General features: G+C 60.1%; 20 protein-coding genes. 3 read left to right on the top strand and 17 right to left on the bottom strand.

Annotation, left to right across the window (positions count from 1 at the left end):
• Positions 1-5: 5 nt before the first annotated feature.
• The 11 genes from QNJ86_RS05845 to QNJ86_RS05795 form a co-directional block, all read right to left on the bottom strand.
• Positions 6-1,367 (bottom strand): YeiH family protein, encoded by a 1,362-nt coding sequence (locus QNJ86_RS05845; RefSeq protein WP_283831666.1) that lies wholly within the window; start codon positions 1,365-1,367, stop codon positions 6-8.
• Between the two features lie 151 nt (positions 1,368-1,518).
• Positions 1,519-2,568, bottom strand: coding sequence for a dissimilatory-type sulfite reductase subunit beta (gene dsrB / locus QNJ86_RS05840; protein ID WP_283831795.1), 1,050 nt, complete (start codon positions 2,566-2,568; stop codon positions 1,519-1,521).
• A gap of 77 nt (positions 2,569-2,645) precedes the next feature.
• The gene (gene dsrA, locus QNJ86_RS05835; RefSeq protein WP_283831665.1) at positions 2,646-3,866 is read right to left on the bottom strand and encodes a dissimilatory-type sulfite reductase subunit alpha; all 1,221 of its coding nucleotides are present in this window, start codon (positions 3,864-3,866) and stop codon (positions 2,646-2,648) included.
• Positions 3,867-3,907: 41 nt separating this feature from the next.
• Positions 3,908-4,096, bottom strand: coding sequence for a 4Fe-4S dicluster domain-containing protein (locus QNJ86_RS05830; RefSeq protein ID WP_283831664.1), 189 nt, complete (start codon positions 4,094-4,096; stop codon positions 3,908-3,910).
• Positions 4,097-4,443: 347 nt separating this feature from the next.
• Entirely contained in the window at positions 4,444-5,745 is a 1,302-nt protein-coding gene (gene hemL / locus QNJ86_RS05825) for a glutamate-1-semialdehyde 2,1-aminomutase (protein ID WP_283831663.1), read from the bottom strand.
• Positions 5,746-5,757: 12 nt separating this feature from the next.
• Positions 5,758-6,735, bottom strand: a complete 978-nt coding sequence (gene hemB, locus QNJ86_RS05820; RefSeq protein ID WP_283831662.1) for a porphobilinogen synthase — start codon at positions 6,733-6,735, stop codon at positions 5,758-5,760.
• Positions 6,732-8,351 (bottom strand): uroporphyrinogen-III C-methyltransferase, encoded by a 1,620-nt coding sequence (gene cobA, locus QNJ86_RS05815; RefSeq protein WP_283831661.1) that lies wholly within the window; start codon positions 8,349-8,351, stop codon positions 6,732-6,734. The genes hemB and cobA overlap by 4 nt, the downstream gene beginning before the upstream one ends.
• A gap of 17 nt (positions 8,352-8,368) precedes the next feature.
• Positions 8,369-9,298 (bottom strand): hydroxymethylbilane synthase, encoded by a 930-nt coding sequence (gene hemC / locus QNJ86_RS05810; protein WP_283831660.1) that lies wholly within the window; start codon positions 9,296-9,298, stop codon positions 8,369-8,371.
• Positions 9,295-10,653, bottom strand: coding sequence for a glutamyl-tRNA reductase (hemA, locus tag QNJ86_RS05805; protein WP_283831659.1), 1,359 nt, complete (start codon positions 10,651-10,653; stop codon positions 9,295-9,297). The genes hemC and hemA overlap by 4 nt, the downstream gene beginning before the upstream one ends.
• A gap of 133 nt (positions 10,654-10,786) precedes the next feature.
• Entirely contained in the window at positions 10,787-12,400 is a 1,614-nt protein-coding gene (locus QNJ86_RS05800; RefSeq protein WP_283831658.1) for a 4Fe-4S dicluster domain-containing protein, read from the bottom strand.
• A 3-nt stretch (positions 12,401-12,403) separates the two neighbouring features.
• Positions 12,404-13,267, bottom strand: a complete 864-nt coding sequence (locus QNJ86_RS05795; protein ID WP_283831657.1) for a respiratory nitrate reductase subunit gamma — start codon at positions 13,265-13,267, stop codon at positions 12,404-12,406.
• 465 nt (positions 13,268-13,732) lie between these two features.
• Here QNJ86_RS05795 and QNJ86_RS05790 point away from each other — a divergent pair, with 465 nt between their 5' ends.
• Positions 13,733-14,665 (top strand): LysR family transcriptional regulator, encoded by a 933-nt coding sequence (locus QNJ86_RS05790; RefSeq protein WP_283831656.1) that lies wholly within the window; start codon positions 13,733-13,735, stop codon positions 14,663-14,665.
• A gap of 34 nt (positions 14,666-14,699) precedes the next feature.
• On the opposite strand, the gene QNJ86_RS05785 is transcribed toward QNJ86_RS05790, so the two are convergent.
• Both QNJ86_RS05785 and QNJ86_RS05780 read right to left on the bottom strand, forming a co-directional pair.
• Positions 14,700-15,548: a nucleotidyl transferase AbiEii/AbiGii toxin family protein gene (locus QNJ86_RS05785; RefSeq protein WP_283831655.1), complete on the bottom strand. Its 849-nt coding sequence runs from the start codon at positions 15,546-15,548 to the stop codon at positions 14,700-14,702.
• Positions 15,545-16,144 (bottom strand): type IV toxin-antitoxin system AbiEi family antitoxin domain-containing protein, encoded by a 600-nt coding sequence (locus QNJ86_RS05780; protein WP_283831654.1) that lies wholly within the window; start codon positions 16,142-16,144, stop codon positions 15,545-15,547. The genes QNJ86_RS05785 and QNJ86_RS05780 overlap by 4 nt, the downstream gene beginning before the upstream one ends.
• A gap of 343 nt (positions 16,145-16,487) precedes the next feature.
• Here QNJ86_RS05780 and QNJ86_RS05775 point away from each other — a divergent pair, with 343 nt between their 5' ends.
• Entirely contained in the window at positions 16,488-17,600 is a 1,113-nt protein-coding gene (locus tag QNJ86_RS05775; RefSeq protein WP_283831653.1) for a beta-ketoacyl-ACP synthase 3, read from the top strand.
• Between the two features lie 69 nt (positions 17,601-17,669).
• On the opposite strand, the gene QNJ86_RS13890 is transcribed toward QNJ86_RS05775, so the two are convergent.
• Complete coding sequence (locus QNJ86_RS13890; RefSeq protein ID WP_365994050.1) at positions 17,670-17,864, bottom strand: zinc-ribbon domain-containing protein; 195 nt, start codon at positions 17,862-17,864, stop codon at positions 17,670-17,672.
• A 312-nt stretch (positions 17,865-18,176) separates the two neighbouring features.
• On the opposite strand from QNJ86_RS13890, the gene QNJ86_RS05770 reads away from it, so the two are divergent.
• Entirely contained in the window at positions 18,177-18,788 is a 612-nt protein-coding gene (locus tag QNJ86_RS05770; protein ID WP_283831652.1) for a TetR/AcrR family transcriptional regulator, read from the top strand.
• Positions 18,789-18,910: 122 nt separating this feature from the next.
• Here the strand turns inward: QNJ86_RS05770 and QNJ86_RS05765 are convergent, their stop codons facing one another.
• The 3 genes from QNJ86_RS05765 to QNJ86_RS05755 are packed head-to-tail and all read right to left on the bottom strand — an operon-like array spanning position 18,911 to position 23,873.
• Positions 18,911-19,987 carry a 4Fe-4S dicluster domain-containing protein gene (locus tag QNJ86_RS05765; protein ID WP_283831651.1) on the bottom strand — a complete coding sequence of 359 codons (1,077 nt, stop codon included), beginning with the start codon at positions 19,985-19,987 and terminating at the stop codon, positions 18,911-18,913.
• Between the two features lie 3 nt (positions 19,988-19,990).
• Positions 19,991-22,600 (bottom strand): molybdopterin-dependent oxidoreductase, encoded by a 2,610-nt coding sequence (locus tag QNJ86_RS05760; RefSeq protein ID WP_283831650.1) that lies wholly within the window; start codon positions 22,598-22,600, stop codon positions 19,991-19,993.
• A 34-nt stretch (positions 22,601-22,634) separates the two neighbouring features.
• A complete protein-coding gene (locus QNJ86_RS05755; protein WP_283831649.1) occupies positions 22,635-23,873 on the bottom strand; it encodes an MFS transporter in 1,239 nt (412 codons plus the stop codon).
• Positions 23,874-23,936: the final 63 nt, after the last annotated feature.

Below are 23,936 nucleotides of genomic sequence, written 5' to 3'. Positions count from 1 at the left end.
GGTGCTTACCCGAGGCCAACGGCCGTCCAGTACCCGTTCAGAATCATGGTGGAGAACAGGAAGCCGAGCGCCACGTTAACCACAACGCCGCAGGTGAAGGCCGCGAAGGGCTTCCAACCGGTAGCGGCAAGTGCCTTGAAGCGGGTGGTCAAACCAATGCAGAGGAAGCACAGGATGAACGCCCAACCGCGCAGACCCTTGATGGGACCGAGCACCTGCTTGTCGATGGTAGCGGCAACATCGGGAGCGCTGGCCAGCGTCACGATGGTGATAATGATGGAAGCAATAAAGAAGCCTACAACGAACTTCGGGAAGCGCTCCCAAATAACGCTGGCGGACGGCTTCTGACGCGTGCCATCGGCGCTTTCGCCCTTTTCCCACATGGTGACAGAGATGATAGCCAGGATGAAGGCCCACACGCCCACGAAGATATCGCGGCCAACAACCTTCATCAGGGTAAACGTGGTGATAGCGCCATCGCCGAACTGAGCGGCAGCAGCCATACCGGCGGCATCGGCGAACTCAGAGGTGCCAATCCACGCGCCGGATGCGCCGTCGGACAGCCCCAAAGCACGGCAGATAATCGGAAGCAAGAACACCATAACGGTAGCCCAGATAACAACCATGGAGATGGACACGGACACGTGCTCTTTCTTGGCGTTCACGGCACTGCCGATAGCGATGGAGGCAGACACGCCGCAGATAGAACCACCGGTAGCAAGCGTTGCCGCGAACGGCTTCTCAAGCTTGAACAGGCGCGTACCGCAGAAATAAATCACCAGGAAGGTGGACACAGCAATAATGGTAGCCTGCAGAAGAGCAACCGGGCCAGACTGCAGAATCAGCGTGAAGGGAAGGGTGGCACCCATGAGGACGATACCAGTCTTCACATAAAACTCGGTGCGCATGCCCGCTTCGAACCAATCCGGAATCTTGACGAAGTTGCCCACAATCATGCCCACGATCAGGGCCATAACCGGCGCCTCGAGGCTGAACTGCTTGGCAATGCTCCAGGCGGAAAGAATCTGCACCAAGATAGCCATCACGTACAGAAGCGTGAAGCCCCCCAGGAACTTGGGAACGTTCTTGCCCATGATGCCAATAACGATGCAGAAGATAACCGCCAACACCACATACAAAATAATCGCGTTCGGGAAAATGCCCGTCACGCACGGCAGCAGCCCGGCGAAGTCGCTGTAGCCCGCGAACTTCACGTTGAGCACGCCCAAGATGCTGGACTGTCCAGCAGCCCAGAGGATGAGCGCAATAATCACGATGCCGAGACCGATCCAAACGGCCCACCAATCTTCCTTCAGATAGAGGCTCTTCAGGCCTCCACCGTTGGTCTTGGTATTGTTTGTTGACATAAATATCCCCTTCTCTTTGCTCGAGCGGCGGTATGGCCGCTCTTCCCTCGTGTATGCGATCAGCGGTAAGTGACCAATATCACCTATCGCTGATCAATCCGCGCCGACGGATTCCGGCAGTCCTGCCGACGCGGATTGAGAGCCAAAAGCGCTAGAACTTGAACGCCGAGGACGTTCTAAACGTCTCGCGTGAGAAGATGTAGTCGTCGATAAGTTTGTCGGAGAACGGAATTCCCGAAATGGAGAAGAAACGCTCCCAGCCGATGCGTTCGATCCACTCGCCCAGACGCTCCCCCTTGCGAGCGTTCTCGATCCACACCTCAACGATATGGCGCACGGCCTCGGTTACCTCAGGCCAACGCGGCGGGTTGTTCGGCAGGAACGGAATAACCATGCGCGAGAAGCTGGGGTCGGTACGGGCCGTGGACACCTTGCCGCCCACCATGATGGCCAGACCGTCGTTTTCCGCGTCCATGATGTGCATGCCCGGCGACATGGTGTAGCAGTTGCCGCAGTACATGCAGCGCTCGTCCACAATGGTGACGCTCTTGTTCTTGGGATCCGGGCGGATAGCCGCGGTCGGGCAGCACGCCACCAAGCTGGGGATTTCGGTGTTCTTGCGCACCGATTCGTGGTCGATACGCGGAACCGTGCGGTGGATGCCCACGATGGAAATATCGCTACAGTGGGCCGCGCCGCACATGTTCAGGCAGCAGGCCATGGCGATGTGCAGCTTGTTCGGCAGCACCTCGGAGCCGAAGTACTCGTAGAGGTCGTCCATGATGGCCTTCACGATGCCCGACGCGTCGCTTGCGGGCGTGTGGCAGTGCACCCAGCCCTGCGTGTGTACGATATTGCTGAGCGAGTGCCCGGTGCCACCCACCGGGTAGCCCAGTTCCTCGCAGCGCTCGATGATGGGGTCTACCTTGCTCTCATCAGGCGTAAGGAACTCAATGTTGTTGCGGCTCGTGAAGCGCAGGTGCCCGTCGCAGAACTCGTCGGCGATATCGCAGACGTCGCGAATGGACTCGATGCTCATGAGGCGCGGCTCACCCACGCGGATGCTGTACAGGGCACCCGCCGGGCCGACGTGCTTCAGCACGCCCGGTCGCGGATGCTCGTGATACTGCCACTTGCCGTAGTTCTCCTTGATGATAGTGGGGAGATACTCGCGGAAGTCCGGAGGGCCGTTATCAATCATTGCCACTTAAATCACCTCGTCTGTCTCTTTTGGATGCCGTGATCAGGCTTATTCCCAGGGGGAAAGCCCGTAGTGCGCTAGTTCTCTTCCGCGTCCTGCCCTGCCGCTTCCTTAAAGATTTCCTCCTGCGGCCAGAACACATACGGGTTCGCGCGCGGACGGTACACCATCTGCGGAACGGCCTCCAAGCCCACTTCGCGCAGGAACTTGCCCATGCCAATGCGATACACCGTTTCGCCGACGCGCTCGCGGGTCTTGCCGTTTTCGTCCCACCAGTCCCAAATGCGGTTCACCAGGTCTTTGAACTCGTCGTAGGGGGCTTCCATCTTCATGAACGGCACCAGCACCCACGACATGAAGGCGGACTTCACAATGGTGGACTTGGCGCCCAGCAAAATGGTGGCGCCCTTCTCTTCGCCCTGCTTGATGGCTTTGCACATCACGTTGATGCAGTGCATGCAGCGCGTGCACTCGGCGGCGTTCACGGAAAGCTCGCCGGTGGCGTCGTCGTAGGTCAAACAGCGCGTCGGGCAGCGGTCAACGACAGCTTCGCGAATGTCGAGGCCCTCTTCGACGTACTTCTTGACCTCGTCCTGGTCGATGATGAGCGAATCGCGCCATGTACCAATGACGGAGATGTCGGCGCGGGCAGCGGCAGCAACGCAGTCGTTCGCGCAGCCGGACATCTTGATCTTCGACTTGTAGGGCCACATGGGACGGTGCAGCTCGTCCTGGAACTCCTGCGTGATGTCGTAGCACATGTCCAGCGTGTCGTAGCACGCGTATTCGCAGCGGCCCGGACCGCAGCAGCAGCTAGGCGAGCGCAGGTCAGAACCAGAACCGCCCAGGTCAAAGCCATTTTCGGCCAGCTCGTTGAAGGTGGGCTGCAGCTCTTCGGTCTTCATGCCCAGCAAAATGAGGTCGCCCGTTGAACCGTGCATGTTGGTGATGCCGGAGCCGTGACGCTCCCAGATGTCGCAGATGGTGCGCAGCGCATCGGTGGTATAAAACCAGCCACTCGGCGAGGCCACGCGCATCGTGTGGAACTCGGCCACATTCGGGAATTCCTCGGGCAGGTCGGTGTAGCGCCCCACGACGCCGCCGCCGTAGCCCTTCACACCCACAATGCCGCCGTGCTTCCAGTGGCCGATCTTGTCCTCGTAGGAGCGCTCGAGCACGCCCAGCAGATCGGCGCTCATCGCGTTTTTCTCCGCGGACTTCTTTATCTCCGTAACGAAACTCGGCCACGGCCCGTTTTCCAGCTCGTCCAGCTGGGGGGTCTTGCTGTTCTCATCCATGTTCGCTCCTCCTATGGTTCCCTGTAGGAACCTGCTCGGCGCTACAGTTCCTGTACGGTAAACGCGCCTGCGGGACATACCATGACGCAGGCTTCGCATCCCATGCAGTCGCACGGGTCGCCTTTGATGACGGCATGCTCGCCGTCGAATGCCAAAATCTGAGCCGGGCAGCCAGCTGCGCACGAATCGCACCCGGTGCATTTCTCTTCATTCAAGGTCACCATATACATAGGTGTTCGCCCCTCCTCTCTCTCCTTCACCTCGGCTTTTCAGACCGTGGTCGCAGGTCAATGAACAGCTGCTTTCGATTTAATCACCGCCCCAGGGGGCTGTAAAATACCGTGATTTCATGGCGTCATTAACATTGGCTATGACGCGCTATTACGCTTGGTCAAACGCGTGAACGATAGGCAACACCTCCTTTAGGAATAAAAGAATCCGATGGCTGAACCGCGGCAGCCTCAACAAAGAGTTGCCTGATCAGTGAGGATTTTTGACGGTTGAGGGGACAGGTTGGCACCGCCCTCGGGTGTGAGGGTTTGTAGGCGGAATTGGTTGGGCCGGACCGCGGCCTCGGTCACAGGCCGGCCAGGACCCCCTCCACGCACGCAAGCGTGTGCTGAACGTCGGCCTCCGTGTGGGCGGCTGACATGAACAGTGCCTCGAACTGGCTGGGAGCCGTGTACACGCCCGCCGCGCGCAGGGCGCGATAGTACCGGGCGAAGCGGTCAGTGTCAGACGAGCACGCGCTTTCGTAATCGCGCACGTCCTGGTTAGTGAAGAACACGGAGAACATGGCGCCCACCTGGTTCACGCGCAGGGGCACGCCGGCGCGTTCGCCGAGTTCGCGGATGCCGTGTGCGAGCGCCGTTGTGTTCTTGACGATGGCATCATGTACGCCGGATTCGCGCAGCAGGCGAACCGTGGCCAGGCCCGCGGCCACGGCCACCGGGTTGCCGGCGAGAGTTCCCGCCTGATACACCGGCCCGAGCGGAGCGAGTTGTTCCAGGTAGCGGCGCTTGCCTCCGAACGCAGCGAGCGGCATGCCGCCGCCGATAATCTTGCCAAGGCACGTGAGGTCGGGGTCGATGCCGTAGTGTTCCTGAGCGCCGCCGAACGACACGCGGAAGCCGGTCATCACTTCGTCAAAAATGAGCAAGCTGCCGAACGCCTCCGTGAGGTCGCGCAGCCCGTTGAGGAACCCGTCGACCGGCGGCACCACACCCATGTTGCCCGCCACGGGCTCCACGATGACGGCCGCAATCTCTTCGCCATGCTGGGCGAACAGCTCGCGCACGCTGTCGAGGTCGTTGTAGCGGGCCACCAGCGTGGTGGCCGTAATGCTTGCGGGCACCCCTGCTGAGCTAGGCACTCCCATGGTGAGCGCGCCGCTGCCCGCCTTTACGAGTAACGCGTCGGCATGGCCGTGGTAGCAGCCTTCAAACTTCACGATGTAATCACGCCCGGTCACGCCACGAGCGAGGCGGATGGCGCTCATCGTGGCCTCGGTGCCCGAGCTCACGAGGCGCACCATCTGCATGGAGGGGAAGGCGTCGCGAATGGCGTGCACAAGTTCCGTTTCGCCCGGCGTGGGCGCGCCGAAACTGAGGCCGTTGCGCGCCGCCGCGCACACGGCATCCACGACGGCGGGATGCGCGTGGCCCATGATGAGCGGCCCCCACGACCCCACGTAGTCGATATAGCGATTGCCGTCGACATCCCAGAGATACGCTCCCTCGCCGCGCGCGATGAACGCCGGGTCGGCGCCCACGGCGAGTGCCGCGCGCACGGGAGAGTTCACGCCGCCGGGGATTGCCTCCGCGGCCTGGCGGTACGCTTCGCCGCTTTTCGGCAGGTCACGCGTGGTTTCCGTCTGCATAGCGCTTCCTTTCTATGCGCGGCCAGTCAGCCAGCGCGCCGCGTCGAGGGCGTGGTACGTGATGATGAGGCTGGCCCCGGCGCGCTTCATACCGCAGAGCGCCTCAAGCACCACCTTGCGCTCGTCGAGCCAGCCGTTCGCAGCGGCGGCCTTCACCATGGAGTACTCGCCGCTCACGTTGTAAGCCACCACGGGCAGGCGCGTTTCCTGCTTCGTGCGCCACATGATGTCGCCGAACGCGAGCGCCGGCTTCACAATGATAAGGTCGGCCCCTTCGGCCACGTCGGCCAGCGCCTCGCGGATGGCCTCGTCGCCGTTCGCGGGATCCATCTGGTAACTCTTGCGGTCGCCGAAGCCCGGTGCGGAACCGGCCGCCTCGCGGAAGGGCCCGTAGAAGCCCGAGGCAAACTTCGCGGCGTACGACATGATGGCCACGCGCTCCAACCCTGCGGCATCGAGCGCCTGACGGATGGCGGCCACGCGGCCGTCCATCATGTCGGAGGGCGCCACCATATCGGCACCGGCGCGCGCGTGCGACACGGCCGTCTGCGCGAGCAGTTCCACCGTTTCGTCATTTTGCACGTAGCCGTCTTTCACCAGGCCACAGTGGCCATGGTCGGTGTATTCGCACAGGCACACGTCGGTGATAACCACCAGGTTGGGGTAGCGCTCCTTGATGGCGCGCACGGCCTGCTGCACAATGCCGTCATCAGCGTAGGCCTCGGAGCCCACCGCGTCTTTGTGCGCGGGAATGCCGAACAGGATAATGCCGGGAATGCCCAGACCAACCACCTCATCGAGCACGGCAGGCAGCCGGTCGAGCGAATAGCGAAACACGCCCGGCATGGAGCCCACGGGATCTGCCACGTCGGTGCCGTGGCAGACAAACAGCGGGTAGATGAAATCCGTCACGCGCAGTTCGTGTTCGCGCACCATGGCGCGGATGGTTTCGTTCGCGCGCAGACGGCGCGGGCGCACGGGCAGGTTCACGATAATCCTCCCAACGATCCGAGTACGGCTCCCACCAGGCCGCTGATGGTGGACGAGGAAGCCTCGCCCGCCGGGGCAAGCCCCAGCTCTTCCATGGTGGCGGTGGTGAGGGGTCCAATTGAGAACAGCGACACGTCGGCAAGCAGACCGGCGTCGCCATCAAGCAGGGCAAGTGTGTTGCGCACAGCCGACGAACTGGCGAAGGTGAGTGCGTCCAGGCTCCCTGTGCGCAGGGCGTCCTGTAATGCTTCCTTGCCATCCTCGCGCAGCACGGTGCGATACGCGGGCACATCCACCAGTTCAGCGCCGCGTTCGCGCACCATATCGGCTACGACGGTACGGGCGTCCTCGGCCCTCACGAGCAGCACGCGCTCATGGGGGTCGAGTCGGCCCCTGAGGAGGTCCGCGACGCCTTCCGCACGGAAGGTGTCGGGTGTCAGCACGCTGCGCACGCCGCGTTCCGCGAGCGCCTTCGCCGTGGCGGGGCCCACGGCGACCACGGTGGCGCCCGCGAAAGCAGCATCGGGTAAGGTAAGCGAGGCGTCGGCACCCGCGTCAGCGGCAGGATCGGCGGAGGTGGAAGGTGCGGAATGTGCGGAAGGGGAAGCAGCGGCCGGGCTCGCGCCGTGTGCCGCTTCGAACGCGCGGAAGAACGTTTTCACGCCGTTTGCGCTGGTGAACACCACCCAGTTAACGGGTGTGGGCTGCGCAACGAACGCGGCAAGCGGCGCTGGATCGGAGGGTTCAGCCAGGCGGCTCACCGGAAACTCCGCCACGGTGGCGCCCAATTCCTCCAGTTCCGAGCGCAGCTCGGACACTTGGTGGCGGGCGCGCGTGATACCCACGGTCTTGCCCGTCAACGGACGGGGGTTAAACCACGCCAGTTCATCGCGCAGCGCCACCACCGAACCCACCACAATGACAGAGGGGTTCGCGAACCCGCGTTCAAGCACGTCGGCCGCAATGGTATCCAACGTGCCGGTAAGCACCCGCTGCCCCGGCCACGTGCCGCGCTCTACCACCGCAACCGGCGTATCATCCGCCATGCCGTAGGCCATGAGGCTTTCAGCAATAATGGGCAGGTTCTTCATGCCCATGAGGAACACAAGCGTGCCGCCCACATGCGCCAGCTGCTCCCAGTCGAGCGACGACGAGAGCTTCGCGGGATCTTCATGCCCCGTGACCACGGTAAACGACGAGGCCGCCGAGCGGTGCGTCACGGGAATGCCCGCGTAGGCGGGCGCGGCAATGCACGACGTCACGCCCGGCACCACGGCGAAGGGAATGCCGTGGGCGCGCAGTTCCTCGGCCTCTTCGCCGCCGCGGCCGAACACGAACGGGTCGCCGCCCTTGAGGCGCACCACCGTGCGACCAGGCGCGGCCTTCTCCACCAAAAGCGCGTTGATCTCGTGCTGCGGCAGCGTGTGGCGCTCGGGCGTTTTGCCCACGTACACCCGCTCGCAGTCCGGGCGCGCCCACGCGATGATGCGCGGCGACACCAGTCGGTCATACACCAGCACGTCGGCTTGTTCTACCAGTTCACGGCCCCGTACGGTCATAAGGCCCGGATCTCCGGGGCCCGCTCCCACCAAGTACACCTGCGCGTTTTGTTCCATGGTGTCCTGCCCGTTCCCTAGTGGTTTGTTGGTGCGTCGCCGGTGGCGCGCAGGATGGCATCCGCCCCCGCATCGAGCGCGCGGCGCGCGGCCGCTTCGCCCACCTGCTCGGGGCTGGTGCCCGTTTCCAGCACTCGCACGAGGTCGGCCCCATCAAGGCTGATCACGCTTCCCTCCAGGCGAATCGTGTCGCCTTCAACCGTGGCGAAGGCGGCGATGGGCGTTTGACAGCCGCCGCCCAGAAGCGTGAGGAAGCTGCGCTCGGCGCGCGCGGCACGTGCGGTGGACCGGTGATTGATGGCGGTCACTACCTCGCGCACGTCGGCGCGCTCCGTGGCGCTTTCGACCGCGACCACGCCCTGACCAGGCGCGGGAAGCACCGTCGCGCCGTCGAAGAACTGCGTGATGCGCTCTTCCCACCCAAGGCGCATGACACCGGCGGCCAGTACGATGCCGTCCAGATCGTCAGCTTCCTGCAACTTGCGCCAGCGCGTGCCCAGGTTGCCACGGATGTCCACGCACTCCACGTCGGGACGCACGTGGCGCAGCTGCGCCGTGCGGCGCAAGCTGGACGTACCCACACGCGCATTCGGCGGCAGGCCGTCAAACGTGCGACCGTCCTTGCCGAGGAAGGCATCGCGCGCGTCGCCGCGCTCGCAGTACGCGCTCACCTCAAGGCCCGCCGGCAATGTGGTGGGCAAGTCCTTCAGGCTGTGCACGGCGATGTCAAGCTCACCGGTGTAGAGGCGCGCTTCAATTTCCGCCGTGAAGAACCCTTTGCCAGCCACGGACGACAGCGGCACCTCAAGGTTCTTGTCGCCCTCGGTATCCATGGTGACCAGTTCCACCGCAAGGCTCGGGTGCGCCTCTTCAAGCAGCCGCTGCACAAAGCGCGCCTGCCAGAGCGCCAACTCGCTCTTGCGTGTACCAATGCGAAACCGCTTCATCGCGCACCCCGCTTCCCTGCCGCGTTGCCAGCACCCGCGTCGCCCGCCGCCTCCGCGCCGTCGCGCCGCCCCGCCAGTGCAGGCTCCAGCGCGAACAACTCTTGCAGCATGCGCGCGTAGTCCTTGCTTTTCGGCGAACCCGCCTGCGCGTTCAGCGACTCGATGGGCTCGTGCACGAATTCATCGGTAATGGTGGTGGCCAGCACGCGCACCTGCTTCTTTTGCGAAGCAGTCAAACCCGACATCCGCTCGAACGCCACCTCCAACCGCGCCTGCTTAATCTGTTCAGCATGCTGGCGAAACGCGGCGATGACCGGCGCAAACTCAAGCGAATGTGCCCAGCGACGGAAGTCGGCCACCTCGGTTTCAATCAGCTGGCGCACGGCCTTTTCGGCGGCTGCGCGCTTCAGGCGATTGCGGTCGGCCTCGTCGCGCAGCTCGTTGATGTTATACACACTCACGCCGGCCAGTTCCTCCACGGCCGGGTCTACGTCGCGCGGCACCGCCATGTCAACGAACAGCAACGGCCGGGCGGGACGCGCCCTCATCACGCGCTCCACCAGGGCGCGGTCAATCATGTAGGTCTGGGCCGCCGTCGCGGAAAACACCACGTCAGCCTTCTGTAGGCAGGGCTCAAGGTTCGCGATGGGATGCGCCTCGAAGCCGTAGCGGTCGGCCAGAAGCGATGCCTTGTCAAGCGAGCGGTTCGACACCATGACCACGGACACGTTGTGCGCCACGAGATACTTCATGGTGAGCTCGCTCATCTCGCCCGCGCCCAAAATGAGCACGCGCTTGTCCTGCACTCCGCCGAGTTCGGCCACCGCCAGCTCCACGGCAATACGCCCCACCGACACCGAGTAGCGGTTGATATCCGTCTCGTGGCGCGCTTTTTTTCCCAGATGGAGGGCGCGTTGGAACCATACATTGAGAAATTTGTCTGTGGTGTTTGCCCGGCACGCAGCCTTGTAGGCGCGCGACACCTGGCCAAGAATTTCCGCCTCGCCCACAATGAGCGAGTCGAGGCCACACACCACTTCAAAGAGATGCCGCACGGCCATGTCGCCCGCGTACGCGTACATGTGCTCGCGCAGCTGCGCACGCTCGCGCGCCGTGATGGTGGTTCCCTGCGAGGTGAAGTAGTCCCACACGGCTTCAACGCCGCGCTCCGAGTCTTCGGCCGTAGCGTAGAATTCCAGCCGGTTGCACGTGCTCAGCACCACGGCCGCACTTAAATCGGCTGTCGCTTTCAAGTCCTGCGCGCAGAGAGCATTCAGCGAATGATGGATGCTCAGCTTCTCCAACAGCTCAAACGGAGCGCTCTTGATGTTCAACCCCACAACCACGCTGTCCATGGATGACCCCTCGTCTGTTCCCCCGCGCGTGCGTTCGCGCACGCCCTTGCCCGGTCGCCCGCGCAGCCTGCCGGCCGCCCCGCGAAGTCCCTCCCGGCTTCACGGGGCTTAACGCCAGCAGGCCGCTCGCCCGCTATTCCTCCAGGAATTCCAGGTACGGCCGATCCATGCTGGCCAGGCCATTCACCATGAGTTCCACCAACCCGCCGTACTGCACGTTGTAGGTTGCCGTGGCCTTGTAGGCCGCCAGCAGTTCGCGGATGGTGCCCTTGCAGTTTGAGCACGGGGCGCACACGTACTTCACGATGTCCGGATTGTCGAAACTCTCGGGGAACGCGTTGATAATCTGGGCAAACTTCGTGCGCGCACTCACCTTGTCGCGGAACTGCCCGAAGTTGTAGGAACTCATGATGGCAAACCCGCTGCCGCCCCCGCAGCAGTAGTTATCCACGCCGTGCGGCGTCATCTCGCGGAACTGCGGCGCGATGGCCTTCAGAATGTCGCGCTGCGGTTGCACAATACCCATCTGGCGTACGATATTGCACGGGTCGTGCAGCGTCACGGGGAAGTCGTTTTTCGACGGGTCAAACTTCAGCTTCCCCTGCTTCACGAGGTCGGCCATGAGCGGCAGGAAGCTTTCCACCGGCACGCGCTCCTCGTTCGATGCCATGCGGTCAGCGCTGATGGCGATAGCCTTGTGCGCATGTCCGCACTCGCCCACCACAATGCGGCGCACGCCCAGCTTCTTCGCGGCCTCGAACTGGCCGAGCGCCACCTTCTTCGCCTGGAAGTCGTCGTACCAAATGCCGTAGTTCACGCTGTCGTAGCCCAGCATCTCAGAGCTGAGCGTCCAGTCGACGCCCGCCTCATCCAGCAAAATGGCGAAGGCGGCGGGGTTCTCCGGCCACGCAATGAATTCGCCGGCGTTGTGCATCAGCAGCACGTCGGCGCCCTTTTTGTCGATGGGGAACCTGATCTTGCGGCCGGTGCGCTCCTCGATGTCTTCCTCAATGAACTCAATCGTGTCGATGAGTGCCGGCTTCGTAAGGCCTGTTGACGAGCCGGTTTTCAGTTGCAGCACCGTGCCCTTCGTGTGCACAGGCGTGGGAGCAATGTCCATCTCCTGGCTGAACAGCTTGCGAATTTCCTTCGCAGCCAAACCGTTGTCCAAACCAAGCGGGCACACTTGCGCGCAGCGGCGGCATAGGTTGCAGCGGTAGGCCAACTCGCCCAAGCGCGCAATGCTTTCCCAGTTCACATCCACGTCGGCGCCCACAAAACCCGGCATGAGCTTGCCTCCGGGCGTGAAGTAGCGCTTGTACATGCGGCGCAGCACGTCCACGCGGAAGCTCGGACGGTAAATCTCACTGCCATCGCTGCCGTTGAAAATGTGGCACGCCTCGGAGCACGTGTTGCATTTGGCGCAAAACTCCATGGTCAACTTGAGTGGCTGCAGGGAGTTCTTGTTGCTGTCGGCAAACAGTTTCTCCAGGCCAGAGAGGAATTTGCGAACGAATTCGTCTTCCTCTTCCTTCGTCTGGGGGCGCTTGAGCGTATCGAGCGCAATAAAACCGTCGAGCGAGGCGCAGTGATCTTCCGCCCATTCGGGCTTCGGGTCTTTGAAAGCGGGCTCCAGCCCGTTGGTATCGTAGGGGGCCGGCAGGGGCGAAAGTTCGTCGACGGGCGAAAGGACGGCGTCGTTGTTCGCCATGTCGCGCGGCCGCAGCTGCTTGTTCTTCAGGCTCATGTGCTATCCCTCCAAAGTGTCGGACGAGGCCGGATGGGTATGCGGGGCCGCCCACTGCGTTTGAACAGGCCGCGCGGATTCGCGCTCGATGAGTTCGGCCACCTTGCTGCCGGTCACGTTGGGGTCGTTGACCCACAGCACCTTGTGGAACGCGAAGAATTTGCCCACGTAGTGGCTCATTTTGCTCAGCGGGATGTAGAGCAGCGTTACGCCCAGCAGCACAAAGTGCGCCACCACGATGGGCGGTAGCGCCGTCGTGTTGAACGTGAACACGCTGCGGGCCACCTCAAACGGCGAGGCGAACAACGTCCACGACACTATGCCCGTCACCAGGGTGGCCAGAATGAGCAGAATGTTGAAATATTCCTGCGGCGGCGTGTACTTGCGCAGGCTTTCGTCGGCGAAGCGGCGCACGAGCAACAGCACCGCGCCCACCGTGGACAGCGCAAAGCCAATCACGCCCACCACCGTGGTGCCTATCACGAAGAACTCAGGTGCCCAAAACACACTTATGAGCAGGAGTAGGCTCCAGCCGAACATCACGTAAATGCCCAGGTGGAACGCGTACGAGGCCCACCATAAGCTGCGCTGATGCGTAAACAGCTTGCTGATGAGCAGCATCTCTTTCATGATGTCGATTACTTCGTAGACGGAATCGAGCTTGCGGGGCTTCTCCCACCAGTCCTCTTCCTCAAAGTAGGAGCCGCCGTACTTGCCGCGGCCGCCACCCTCCTTGGGCACGGGATAAAGTTCGACCCGCGAATGGACGGACAGGTGAGCATACTTCCACGCTTTGACGGCGGTTAAGATGATGAATCCCGCCAGACCGATGATGACAAAAACGAACGCCAGTGTAGCCGCAATCATCGCGAACACCTCTCCCCAACCTCATAATGGTTCCGTTCGGGCCAACTACCAAACTAAAGTACCGGGGTTCTGGTGTAAAATACCGATTTACGATGGCGCGATGAACATTTCCTATCCCCCAACGTCGCGCGCGAAACCTCTCCTTATGAGTTCTCATCACAGCTTTTCCGCACCAATCAGAGGAAGCCAGCTATAGCAAATATTTATGGCTCGATTGCAAATCGATATTTTACTAAAGTACCCTAGTACGATACTTTAGTATTTACGCGAACTGTTTGATGATCATGTTGATAAGGTTTGATGACCTGTTCAATGTCGCAGTTCGCAAGGGGAAGCGCTTGACGACCCGTGGTGGGGGAGCTGGTTCGCCCAGGGATTCCGAAAGCGCGCATGCGATAGGTGGCAGGGGAAGCATCCAATGTCCTGCGCATATCGTCCTGTCGGCACAGGAGGAGGTGGACCGTTTTGAGTTCGCTCGGACAGTTCGTCGTGTTCAAGGAAGTAGCCAATACCGGAAACGTCACCCAAGCAGCTAAGCACCTGCACATCAGCCAACCCAGCGTAAGTATTCAGATTCAGAACCTTGAACAGGAATACAGCGTTACGCTGCTCGAACGCACCAACCGTGGCGTGCTGCTCACGGAGTGCGGCGAAATTTTCTATCGCTATATTAGCCAGGTCATTCAGACCATGCGCGAGGCGCAGGAGGTCATGCTTGAGCACGCCGCCAAGCAGCACCGCAATGTGCACGTAGGCGCCACGCTCACCATTGGCGAGTACGTAGTGCCTTTTATCGCCGACGCGCTGTACCACGAATGTCCGCAGATCAACCTCAACGTCAAAATAGCGAACACGGCCAGCGTGGCGCAGGACGTGCTCGACAAGCAGCTGCACCTGGCGCTCATTGAGGGCCCGGTTCCCACGAACCCCGATTTGGTTATTGAGAACTTCTGGCACGATGAGCTGGTCATTGTGGTGGGCATCGACCACCCGTGGAGCAAGCGCTTAAGCGTGTCGTTCGAAGAGCTGGAGGCCGAGCGCTTCATCATTCGCGAGCAGGGTTCCGGCACACGCAAAGTCATGGAGAACGCCCTGGTGGAAAGCGGCTTTGACGTGTCGAAGCTGAACCTGACCATGGAACTGAACAGCACGCGTGCCATCAAGCAGGGTGTCATGTCCGGCCTGGGTGTCACCATTATTTCCGCCCTCACCGTGCAGCGCGAATGCCGCCAAAAGCAACTGTCCATGCTGCGCCTCGAAGGCTGCCAACTGTGCCGCCCCCTCAACATACTCACCCACAAGCGAGGCTTCCTCACCGCCGACGAGCAAACGTTCCTAAGCCTCATCCGCAACCGCAACCGCCTGAAGGAGATTCTGCCACCGCCACTGTTGCCGTGAGGGGATAGAGTAAACGCCAAACTTGGAACTTCTCTCAGTTTTCAGTCTGGAGGATAAGTGCGCACAAGCTGTTGAAGGCTGCTAATGCCTGATCCCAACCGACGTAGCCCACATAGCTATTCGCAGACGAATAGCTATCCCAACGTTTTGCGAGGACGGGACTTGTAGAAATCGATCCAATTATTTCATTAAACTTCTTTTCGTCGAGGTCGCTACCCCTCTTCTCGGAGGTCGCCCGAAGGGCCTGAGATAAAGCACTCCCGGATATGACCTTATTCACCTCGGCAAGCATGTAGATATCGTAGTAGTCGCGCATCCGCGTATTGAGCGTGCCGCGTACAAGCGCCGTTTCCATCTTCTCGGCAATCACGGTCTCTATGGGGTAGGCCATGATGCCAATACTCCTCTCTTCGAACATAAGGCGATAGCCATACTCAATCTCGCGGGGAGTGATGGCATCACCTGTCGAGATGTCAATCTTCATGGGAATGCGCGTCCGCTCAAGGCGCGCTTCCATGGGTACCCTCACGCCTCCGTACTCGGAGTCTTCCATAATCTCGTATGCCTCTTTGAGAGCAAACTTCATGCCATCTCCGAGTTCAATATCAGCAATCTCAGAGATGATTGCCTGAGCGCTCTCGATGTCGAGTGTCACACCCGTGAGAGTTGTGTCGATATCCATCGTCATGCGTGAGTCAATGCCGAGCATTGAGGAGATGAGCATCCCACCCTTCAAAATGAAGTTACCTTTGTAGGACGATACGGACACACGCTCCAAGAAGCGCTCCATGGCGTAGTGGCGAAGCAACGCTTGAGCTTTCGCGCTGTCGCCTGCAGCCCTGTTCTTGATAAGGTCTTTCACGCGCCTCGATCCCGTTATCACAAGAGCACCTCCATGGCTCTCTGCACTTGCGCCTCCACACCCATCTTTTGAGCATAGTGTCCAAGCCTTGCCGGATTCTTCTCCCTGGATGCAGCATAACGCTTGAGCGCATAGGCGTAAGCCGCAGGATCCAGCGCGGCCTTTCTTCTGATAATGTCAATGAGAGTACGCTCGCGATCGTAGACGCGCACGGCATGCCCGCCAGGTGACTCCATATCGCAGACCCCAATGCCATACCATTCAGGCTTTACGTAGAAGATACGAGCACCGCTGTCGGCGAGCGACCCCACATTGTAGCCGGAATCCACCGTGAGGGTTATGGGCACGGACTCACGCTCGGCCATGTCGTGCAAGTAGAGTGCGGTGTTATGAGAATATACGACCTTGGGGTATCTTGCCTGTAGAAGATAGAGTTCGTCGGGGAATTCATTCTCATCCAGGAAGATACCAGGCGACACCTTCTCCAGCCCGCGATCTTTCACGAACTGATAGACCGCGTTTCTTGGTACGCCCTGCTCAATCACTTCAGACGCGACAAGCACACCCCCGTTTCCACGGAGGATATCCTCAATTCTCTGTTCGACAGAAGGCTTCATAAAACATTCACGCTGATATTGTATCAGAAAATCAGCGTGAATGTTTACTATTGCCTTTAGTTCAGCAGCATTTCGAGCAATAAAATGGCGGCAGCGGAGTTCTCATGTCAGTAATTTAGGCGAGCGACAGAAAGAGCCAACGTCACTTAAGGTAATGACATTAGGTACAACACCCCCTTCGCCAGCGTGAGCTGAACGTCGAAGACAGTGCTTTGTGGACTTCACTTGGGATTCTGTTGGGGTTTGTTCGGCGTGCTATAATCCAAATAGTTTGATTATCGAAGTATTTTCCGCTGGCGGGGCGTGCCGCTCTGTCGTTCGTTGGCGGGGGTAGGAGCTTATCGTGGGTTGTGCGTTGGTGGGGTTCGGCAAGGCGGTTCCGGCGCTTGAGGTGGAAAACGACGAGCTGAAAGCGCTTGTCGACACGAACGACGAGTGGATTGTCACACGCACTGGCATCCACAGCCGCCACATTGCAGTGGCCGAAACGAACGCCGACTTGGCCGAAGCCGCCGCGCGCGAGGCGCTGGGCTGGACGGAAGGTAGCGCGTCCGAGCGCCGCTTCGACCCCAGCGAGATTGACCTCGTAGTGTGCGCCACCATCACGCCCGACTCCATTGTTCCCTCGCTCGCTGGCTTGCTGCGCCGCCGCCTGGGGCTTGAGCACGCCATCGCCTTCGACCTGAATGCCGCGTGCACGGGTTTCGTCTACGGACTCACGGTGGCTGAAAGCATGATGAGCGCTGCCGCGCCGGGCACTGCGGGAGCGGCGGGTCGCAACCCGGTGCGCCGCGCACTGGTGGTGGGTTCCGAGCGCCTGACCCGGCTCACGAACTGGGCCGATCGCAACACGTGCGTGCTGTTTGGCGACGGTGCCGGCGCGGCCGTGCTGGAGTGGAGCGACGAGCGCCCCGGCATCCTGGGCAGCTACATCGTGAACGAAGACGACGTGACGAACGCCCTCACCTGCCCGTCCGCTTATGATGCGCCGCAACCGTTCAACGAGCAGGGCGTCGCGCCCGAGGCTGCCGTTGCGCATGGCAGTGCCGAGGCGAGCACCGACGCTGAACTGGGCGTGACCGAACTCGTGGAAGCGGGCCGCCCGCGCCAGACCATCTACATGAATGGCCAAAAGGTGTTCAAGTTCGCCGCCGAGGCCATGACCGAGGCCGTGAACCAAGCGCTTGAGCGCGCCGGCGTAGCGCTGGATGAAGTGACGTGCATCGTTCCCCACCAGGCCAACGAGCGCATCATCAAGTACGCCGCGAAGAAGCTTGACCGCCCGATGGAGCTGTTCCAGCTCTCAATCGCCAACGCCGGCAACACCTCGGCCGCCAGCCTGCCCATGGCGCTGGCCGAAGCCTACCGCGCCGGCCGCATCCACCGCGGCGACAAAGTGGTGCTCGTGGCCTTCGGCGGCGGCTTCACCTCCGGCGCCATCGTGTACGAAGCGTAAGCTTTAAGAAAAAGGGTTGCCCTCTTGCAAACAGGGCAACCCTTCCCAGAGGACTCTTCCCTGCTTCGATTACGCCCTTGACATGCCCGAGACTCCGGGGGCGGCCGGCGCCTTCGGTGCCCCCGGAGCAGACGGTGCTCCTGGCGCACCCGGAGCACTTGGCGGAGCGAGAGCTGTCGGCAAGGCGGCACCACAGGCAGAACAAGTCTCGGCCGTCGTCACGTTACTCTCCCCGCACTGCGGGCACTTCTTCTCGGAATTCATTGCAGCAGGTCTGAAGCACATGGTGGAAACATCCTTTCTCGTCATTCACTTAGGCGGCGACAAACCGCCTCTTTCTTCATACTAGGAAGACCGGCAATTCGGAACAATCGCCGATCACTCCTCAATGCCACGCCCGCCGCAACACCGGCCTGTTCGCGTCCAAACCAGTTGCACAATGCGCGCAGTTTGTGCAACGTCACGTATTCGTTCAAATAAACAGCGCCTTTCTTCGGCCCCGTCCCCTCGGAACCCTTCTATACTGGTGACGTATCCTCCACGGCACCAGGTTTCATCGTTCAACAGGGGGCTGGTATGGACAATCAGTATGCGTCTTTGGGGTTCAACACCAAGATGAAAATCGTCGAGGCGCTCGACGATCTGGCGCAACATACGTCTTTCGAGCGCGTGAGCATCCTCCAGATATGCGAGCGGGCAGACATTTCCCGCTCAACGTTTTACCACCATTTCTGCGACAAGAACGCCGTACTACAGTGGCACGCGAGCGTGATCTACGAAGCGGGCATCGACCAGATTGGACGCACGCTTAACTGGTTCGAGGGTCACCTGCTCACCACACGCGGCACTGAGCGGTATAAAAACCTGTACTACCGAGCAGGGCACTCCACAGAATACGCGAGCATCAAACCATTTTATGTGCGGCACCGCATTGATACGCTAAAAGAAACGCTGACCGAATACCAGAATAAGCCGCTCACTCCCCTGCTCGAGTTCCAGATATGCGCGACAGCCGCCGCAGAATCAGCCATGGCAAACCGACGCTACGCCGGTGAACTGGTGCTGCCCACGAAGGAGTTCTGCACCTACATGGCAAGTATCGTGCCTCGCGAACTGTACAACGCTCTGAAGGATCCCGTGCACCCACACGACGACCTGCCTCCCTTCTTCTTGGGCGGCGTCTGGTAAACGGCGGCGCATCAGAGAAAACAAGAACAACGCCCGGTGTGCACCTGACGTTGTTCTCATTACAACTGAATTTATCGAATCTGCAAGCTTCGTGGTTATACCGGCGCGCTCATCAGTCCAACCTACGCTTGTGCAACCGTTTTCTTGACCGCACATTCAGCCGCCTTCTGTTTGACGAGATCGGTCAGATCCGTCTTGCAGAATTGGCAACGAATGGAGCCAGCCTCGGCATTCGTGTTCATCTTCTTTCCGCAACCGGGACACACAACGGCAAAGTTTGCCGGTGTGGTGACCTTCGTGTTCATAGATGCGCGCAAACGGGCCCACTTCTTCTCAGCTTCGGCACGCTGGGCACGGGCTGTCTCGGCTGCCGTCGGGCGAGCACTTCGGTCGTCGGTAAACTGCAGGGCAATGTCTCCCACGTACCGATCAAGAACGCGCACGTCAACCGGCATCGACACGGCAGCGTAGCCGTCGGCGGTCACGTCGATACGATAGGAGTCAGCCTCCACCTGATCAAATTTGAAGTCGCCGAAATCGTCTGTCAGCATTTCTCGCACGGTACCTTCCGCGGAGGTCAGTCGCACGCATGCTCCGACAACCACCTCTTCCACCTCGGGGTCGAACACCAAACCTGCAACGAAACGCTTTGGGTAATTCAGGTAGTACACGCGCGGGCCGGCACCGTCGAGTTCGGCGAGCGTAGTTGCAGCGCTTAGATCAACCTCGCTTTCCTCGACGTAACGAAGCGCCTCGGTTGGGCAGGCATCTACGCAGCGTGGAACTTCCCAACCGTTGTCCAGCAAGTGGGCACAACCCGTGCACTTCTGCGGCAGGTCGAGTTCCTCGTTGTAAAAAACGGCTCCCACCGGACACGCGTCAACCAACTCGCGCTTGCCCTTGGCCTTGTCGGGGTCGATGATCACAAGGCCATCCTCACGGCGAAACACCGCCTCCGGAGCAGCCTTCATGCAAGCAGGATCTTCGCAGTGATTGCAGAGCCACGGAATGTATGACAACCGCACCACCGGAACTTGGCCGCGCTCTTTTTCTTTAACCTTCATCCAGAACTGGCCTGTCAGAGGCTGCTCCTGCGAATAGGGAGGCCAAGGCTGGCCGCAGTGCTCATCTTTGCACGCCACCTGGCAGTTGTGACAGCCGTTGCACTTGTCGATGTCGACAACAAATACTTTACTCATGCTCTATTCTCCTTTGACCAGATACGCTTCGGGAATTAGGCCCGTGGCGGGATCGTAGTCTCGCGCGAATTCTTCGGGGTAGCGCCGAGCCAACTCGAGCACGTCAACCTTCTCAATGCCCACAAGGAAGCTGTTGGTCACTTCTCCCGCGCAGTTTTCTGACGTGGTCTCAGGCGTACAGATAAGATTATTTGCACCTCCGCGATCAAGACCCTTGCGCCCGCCAACAATAGCGTCGATACGCGAGCCATGGTCTTGGTACAGCACGCCAGGACGAATCCGCTCGGTCACATGCGCGGCACCAAGCACCTCCCCGCGCTCGTTAAACAGTTTCACCACGTCATGGTGCTTAATGCCCAGGCGCTCGGCATCTACCGGATTGATCCAGACAGGTTCATACTTGTACCCGTCAGGCCCGGTGATCTTGCAGGTATCAATCTCGCGGAGCCAGGGTACGTCGTCGAGGTTCGCATGAACGCGCCAACGGGGATGGTTCGACATGAGCGGGAACGGGTACATCTTCGCCCGATCAGACGTGATGCGCTCGTGATGGCGATCCGTTTCCTCAATCCACTGCGGATAGGGCGCGCGTACCTTGTCATCGGGGAAGTACGAGGCCAGCACCGTGGAATAGTACTCAAGCTTGCCTGTTGGCGTGTCAAGAGGGTTGCCCACCGGGTCATCATGGAAAGCGATAAGGCCCGCAGGTTCGTCCTCCCAGCCCTCCACCACAGGCGAACACCAGAACCGCTGCTCTTTGAGTTCGTCGTAGGTGATACGGTCGGCAACGCCGCTCTCTTCGAAGCCTTTGCGTAAGCACGCTTCACAATCCAGTCCATCGGTATAGCGCTCGAGCAGCCCCTCGTACACACCTCCGTACTGCTCCAATTTGCGGGCAACTTCGCACACAGTTTCGTATTCAGACTTTGCCTCGCCCACGCGATCGACCGCCTGTTCCTCAAGGTAGATCATCGCTGTTTGGCCGTTGTAATTGTCGCCGCTCAGGTCGGGGCACTCCATCATGGTAGCCGTGGGCAAGATGATATCGGCGAACAGGGTGTCATTCTCCATCCAGGGGTGCTGCATGACAATGCACTCCACATTCGGAGAGCGCAGCGCCTCTTCGAATTCGAAACCACCGTTCCAGCACGTCGACCAGCAGGGGGCATCCGACCAGATCATCTTCACGCCCTCGTGGCCAGGCAGGGGGAATTGAAACTTCTGGAGCTGATCCTCTTTCGAGTAGCCAGCAGCCGTGTGGCCATACCATTCAACCGTTGGGTTCAAAATAGCCTGCGGCAGCTTCGTCTTAGCGATAAACGACTCGCCCATATCCATATCGAAACCGTGATATACACTCTCGGTGGTTGGATACACCTCGCTGCGCGGAACCGGACTTTTGCTGGGCAGGTTGAACAGCGTCCACTCGATGAACTGGAACTGGTTGGCGCCAGGCTTGCCTAGTGCCTGCATGCCCAAAAGCGCCACTTCCAAACGCGCCGGCTCATGCGAGAAACAGGAGCGAATATAGCCGCCGCCGTTACAGTGCCCGATAGATACGTTCGACTTTGCCCAGTAGCGTGCAAGCGCCTTGATGGTATACGCCTTTACACCGCACTTCGCCTCAGCCCACTTTGGTGTCTTTGGCGTACCGTCTTCCAAGTTGCCCAGCACGTACTGCTCGAACCAATCGAAGCCGTCGGCATGGGTGGACAAGTACTCTTTGTCGTAGAGGTCCTCGGTCAGCCACACATACGCAATGGCCAGCTGAAGAGCCGCGTCGGTATTAGGAATGACAGGAATCCACTTGTCGGCGTGCACGGCATTCGTATAGTTCACGTCCGGGCAAATGAAGATAGACTTCACACCAATCTCGTTGAACCAGTAGCACATGCGCGAGGGAAGCTGACCGCCCCACCCCCACGGTGTGGTCTCAGGATCAGCACCCCAGAACAGCACTGCGTCGCCGTGTTTCGTGATGTCCTGGAAGACACCGCTTTGGTATACGTTCTGACCAACGGGATCCATGCCCCAGATCCACTTGGCTCCCCAGTACCAACCTTCCCAGCTGTCGGCGTTGCGTGCCTGAATCGTGCACCCACCCACAAGATTCAAAAGCGCTATCTGGCAGCCGTGCGACCCGCCGTAGTTCTTCGCCTCGCCGTGGCCTTCACCCTGACAATAGACAGAGTAGGGGCCATACGTCTCGTGGATGCGTTGTAGTTCAGCGGCGACCAAACTGGTAGCCTCATCCCAGCTGATACGCTCATATTTTGAGATGCCGCGGTTCTGCGGATTGCGCTCGCCGTTTGGATCCCAATCCACTCGTTTCATAGGATAGGGAATGCGATTCGGTGAGTACGTGCGCGTCTTGTAAGCCAAGCTGATGGGGGGCAGCAGTGTTTTGAAGCCGGGGTCGAACACGTGCCCATCCTTTTCGAGCGACCACATACGCAGTTCATCACGCGTGTAATGCTCGTCGAAGTGTACGGGCCTGATGCGGACAATCTTCCCGTCTTTCACGTCAACGTCTGCGGCGTTTGACGACAGCCCGAACCCGCAGAACCCAAGACTTTTCGTTGTTGTACGGTCGGCTATAGTTATCTTTGCCATAAGGTTTCTCCTTCTTGTAAGGTAGTGCGCGCAGCTATGCGGAGCGCGATACCGCTTCCAGTTCGGCTTCCTCTTCTTGATGAATCTTGCCTTTCAATCCTAGCTCGGGCGCCAGCATCATGGTGACGCCAGCCAAGATGACAGCCACACCGCAGTACACGAAGAACAGCGCCATATCACCGCCGCACAGCGGCGTAAGGATGAACGAAGGAATGATGAACGCGGCCAGATTTTGGAAGAATGTCTGAATACCGCCAGCCGTGCCCATGTACTCTGGCTTGATAGTGGGTATCATTCCGACGGAGCCCTTGATGAGCGCCACGTTTCCCCACGTCACGAACGCACCAATAAGGAAGAGCGGCAGACTGTAGTCGCCAACGGGCGCAACCCATGCTGCAATGAGCAGGGCGCTTCCCAAGAAGGAAGACACGGCCATGACGGGCTTAATACGCTTGATGAAATCAGCCACAGGACCAATGATCCAGTTTGAGGGCATGCCGCACAAATTGATGAGCGATGCCCATGCTGCCGCAGTCACAGGATCCAAGCCTTTACCTTGCAGGGCGATGGGCACATTGCCGGCGTATGAGGCGGAGGCCGTCATGGAAAACACCATGGCAAGGCTCACCAATAAGAGCGTTTTGTTGCTGAGCACAGACTTCACGGCCGTCATGCTGTACTCGTCCTTCATAACCTCGACACCCTTCGGCATGCGCGCAAACGCAAACCAAATGATGCATGCCACGGCGAACACGACCGATGCTCCCGTGAATGCCGGCCCAAGGTCAGGCACCTGAGAGGCCACTCCCATTGCTACCGTTACGCCAATACCAGCGCCTGACACATACAGCGTCATAGCGGTAGTGACCTGCTTCTCACTAAACCATGCACGCAAGAACTTGACCGAGTTCGCATTCATGCCGGCCAGGCCAATGCCCATGGCGAAGCAGCTTGCATACAGTGGCCAGAAGTCCGTGCAGAAGATACGAGCGATGGACGCCACAAGTGAAATAACCATGCCGATACCCAGCACCTTGGTAACGCCGTACCGGTCGGCGAGCATCCCCATAGGAATAGAGAAGATGGCGCCGGTCAAGAAGCTGATCATGGTAAGCTGCACGAACAACTCCTGCGGGACGCCCCATTCGCCTATAAACACAGACGCGTAGGCACCCGGAATCATGAGTGCTCCCATGAGCGACGCATGCATGAGCCCGATACAAATAACAGCTATCCAACGCTTGGGCGAGAGTGCCTGTTCGTTCCCTTTCATGGAAAACCTCCTTGTTGTGTTTGCGTTTCACGCGCGGGCGGCACGCGAGGTGCGTACCGCCTG

It is taken from the genome of Gordonibacter faecis (genome assembly GCF_030077735.1).
In the GTDB taxonomy this organism is placed as follows: domain Bacteria; phylum Actinomycetota; class Coriobacteriia; order Coriobacteriales; family Eggerthellaceae; genus Gordonibacter; species Gordonibacter faecis.
The sequence above is the reverse complement of the archived record's forward strand: the minus strand, read 5'-3'. Positions and strand labels throughout refer to the sequence as shown.

Excerpts from the sequence above, each read along its gene's own strand:
- hemA (WP_283831659.1), bottom strand. The coding sequence starts at position 10,653 with ATGGACAGCGTGGTTGTGGGGTTGAACATCAAGAGCGCTCCGTTTGAG.
- QNJ86_RS05765 (WP_283831651.1), bottom strand. The coding sequence starts at position 19,987 with ATGAGTAAAGTATTTGTTGTCGACATCGACAAGTGCAACGGCTGTCAC.
- QNJ86_RS05780 (WP_283831654.1), bottom strand. The coding sequence starts at position 16,144 with ATGAAGCCTTCTGTCGAACAGAGAATTGAGGATATCCTCCGTGGAAAC.
- QNJ86_RS05770 (WP_283831652.1), top strand. The coding sequence starts at position 18,177 with ATGGACAATCAGTATGCGTCTTTGGGGTTCAACACCAAGATGAAAATC.
- dsrB (WP_283831795.1), bottom strand. The coding sequence starts at position 2,568 with ATGATTGATAACGGCCCTCCGGACTTCCGCGAGTATCTCCCCACTATC.
- QNJ86_RS05800 (WP_283831658.1), bottom strand. The coding sequence starts at position 12,400 with ATGAGCCTGAAGAACAAGCAGCTGCGGCCGCGCGACATGGCGAACAAC.
- hemC (WP_283831660.1), bottom strand. The coding sequence starts at position 9,298 with ATGAAGCGGTTTCGCATTGGTACACGCAAGAGCGAGTTGGCGCTCTGG.
- QNJ86_RS05760 (WP_283831650.1), bottom strand. The coding sequence starts at position 22,600 with ATGGCAAAGATAACTATAGCCGACCGTACAACAACGAAAAGTCTTGGG.
- QNJ86_RS13890 (WP_365994050.1), bottom strand. The coding sequence starts at position 17,864 with ATGAATTCCGAGAAGAAGTGCCCGCAGTGCGGGGAGAGTAACGTGACG.
- hemL (WP_283831663.1), bottom strand. The coding sequence starts at position 5,745 with ATGCAGACGGAAACCACGCGTGACCTGCCGAAAAGCGGCGAAGCGTAC.
- QNJ86_RS05830 (WP_283831664.1), bottom strand. The coding sequence starts at position 4,096 with ATGTATATGGTGACCTTGAATGAAGAGAAATGCACCGGGTGCGATTCG.
- QNJ86_RS05755 (WP_283831649.1), bottom strand. The coding sequence starts at position 23,873 with ATGAAAGGGAACGAACAGGCACTCTCGCCCAAGCGTTGGATAGCTGTT.
- dsrA (WP_283831665.1), bottom strand. The coding sequence starts at position 3,866 with ATGGATGAGAACAGCAAGACCCCCCAGCTGGACGAGCTGGAAAACGGG.
- QNJ86_RS05795 (WP_283831657.1), bottom strand. The coding sequence starts at position 13,267 with ATGATTGCGGCTACACTGGCGTTCGTTTTTGTCATCATCGGTCTGGCG.
- QNJ86_RS05845 (WP_283831666.1), bottom strand. The coding sequence starts at position 1,367 with ATGTCAACAAACAATACCAAGACCAACGGTGGAGGCCTGAAGAGCCTC.
- cobA (WP_283831661.1), bottom strand. The coding sequence starts at position 8,351 with ATGGAACAAAACGCGCAGGTGTACTTGGTGGGAGCGGGCCCCGGAGAT.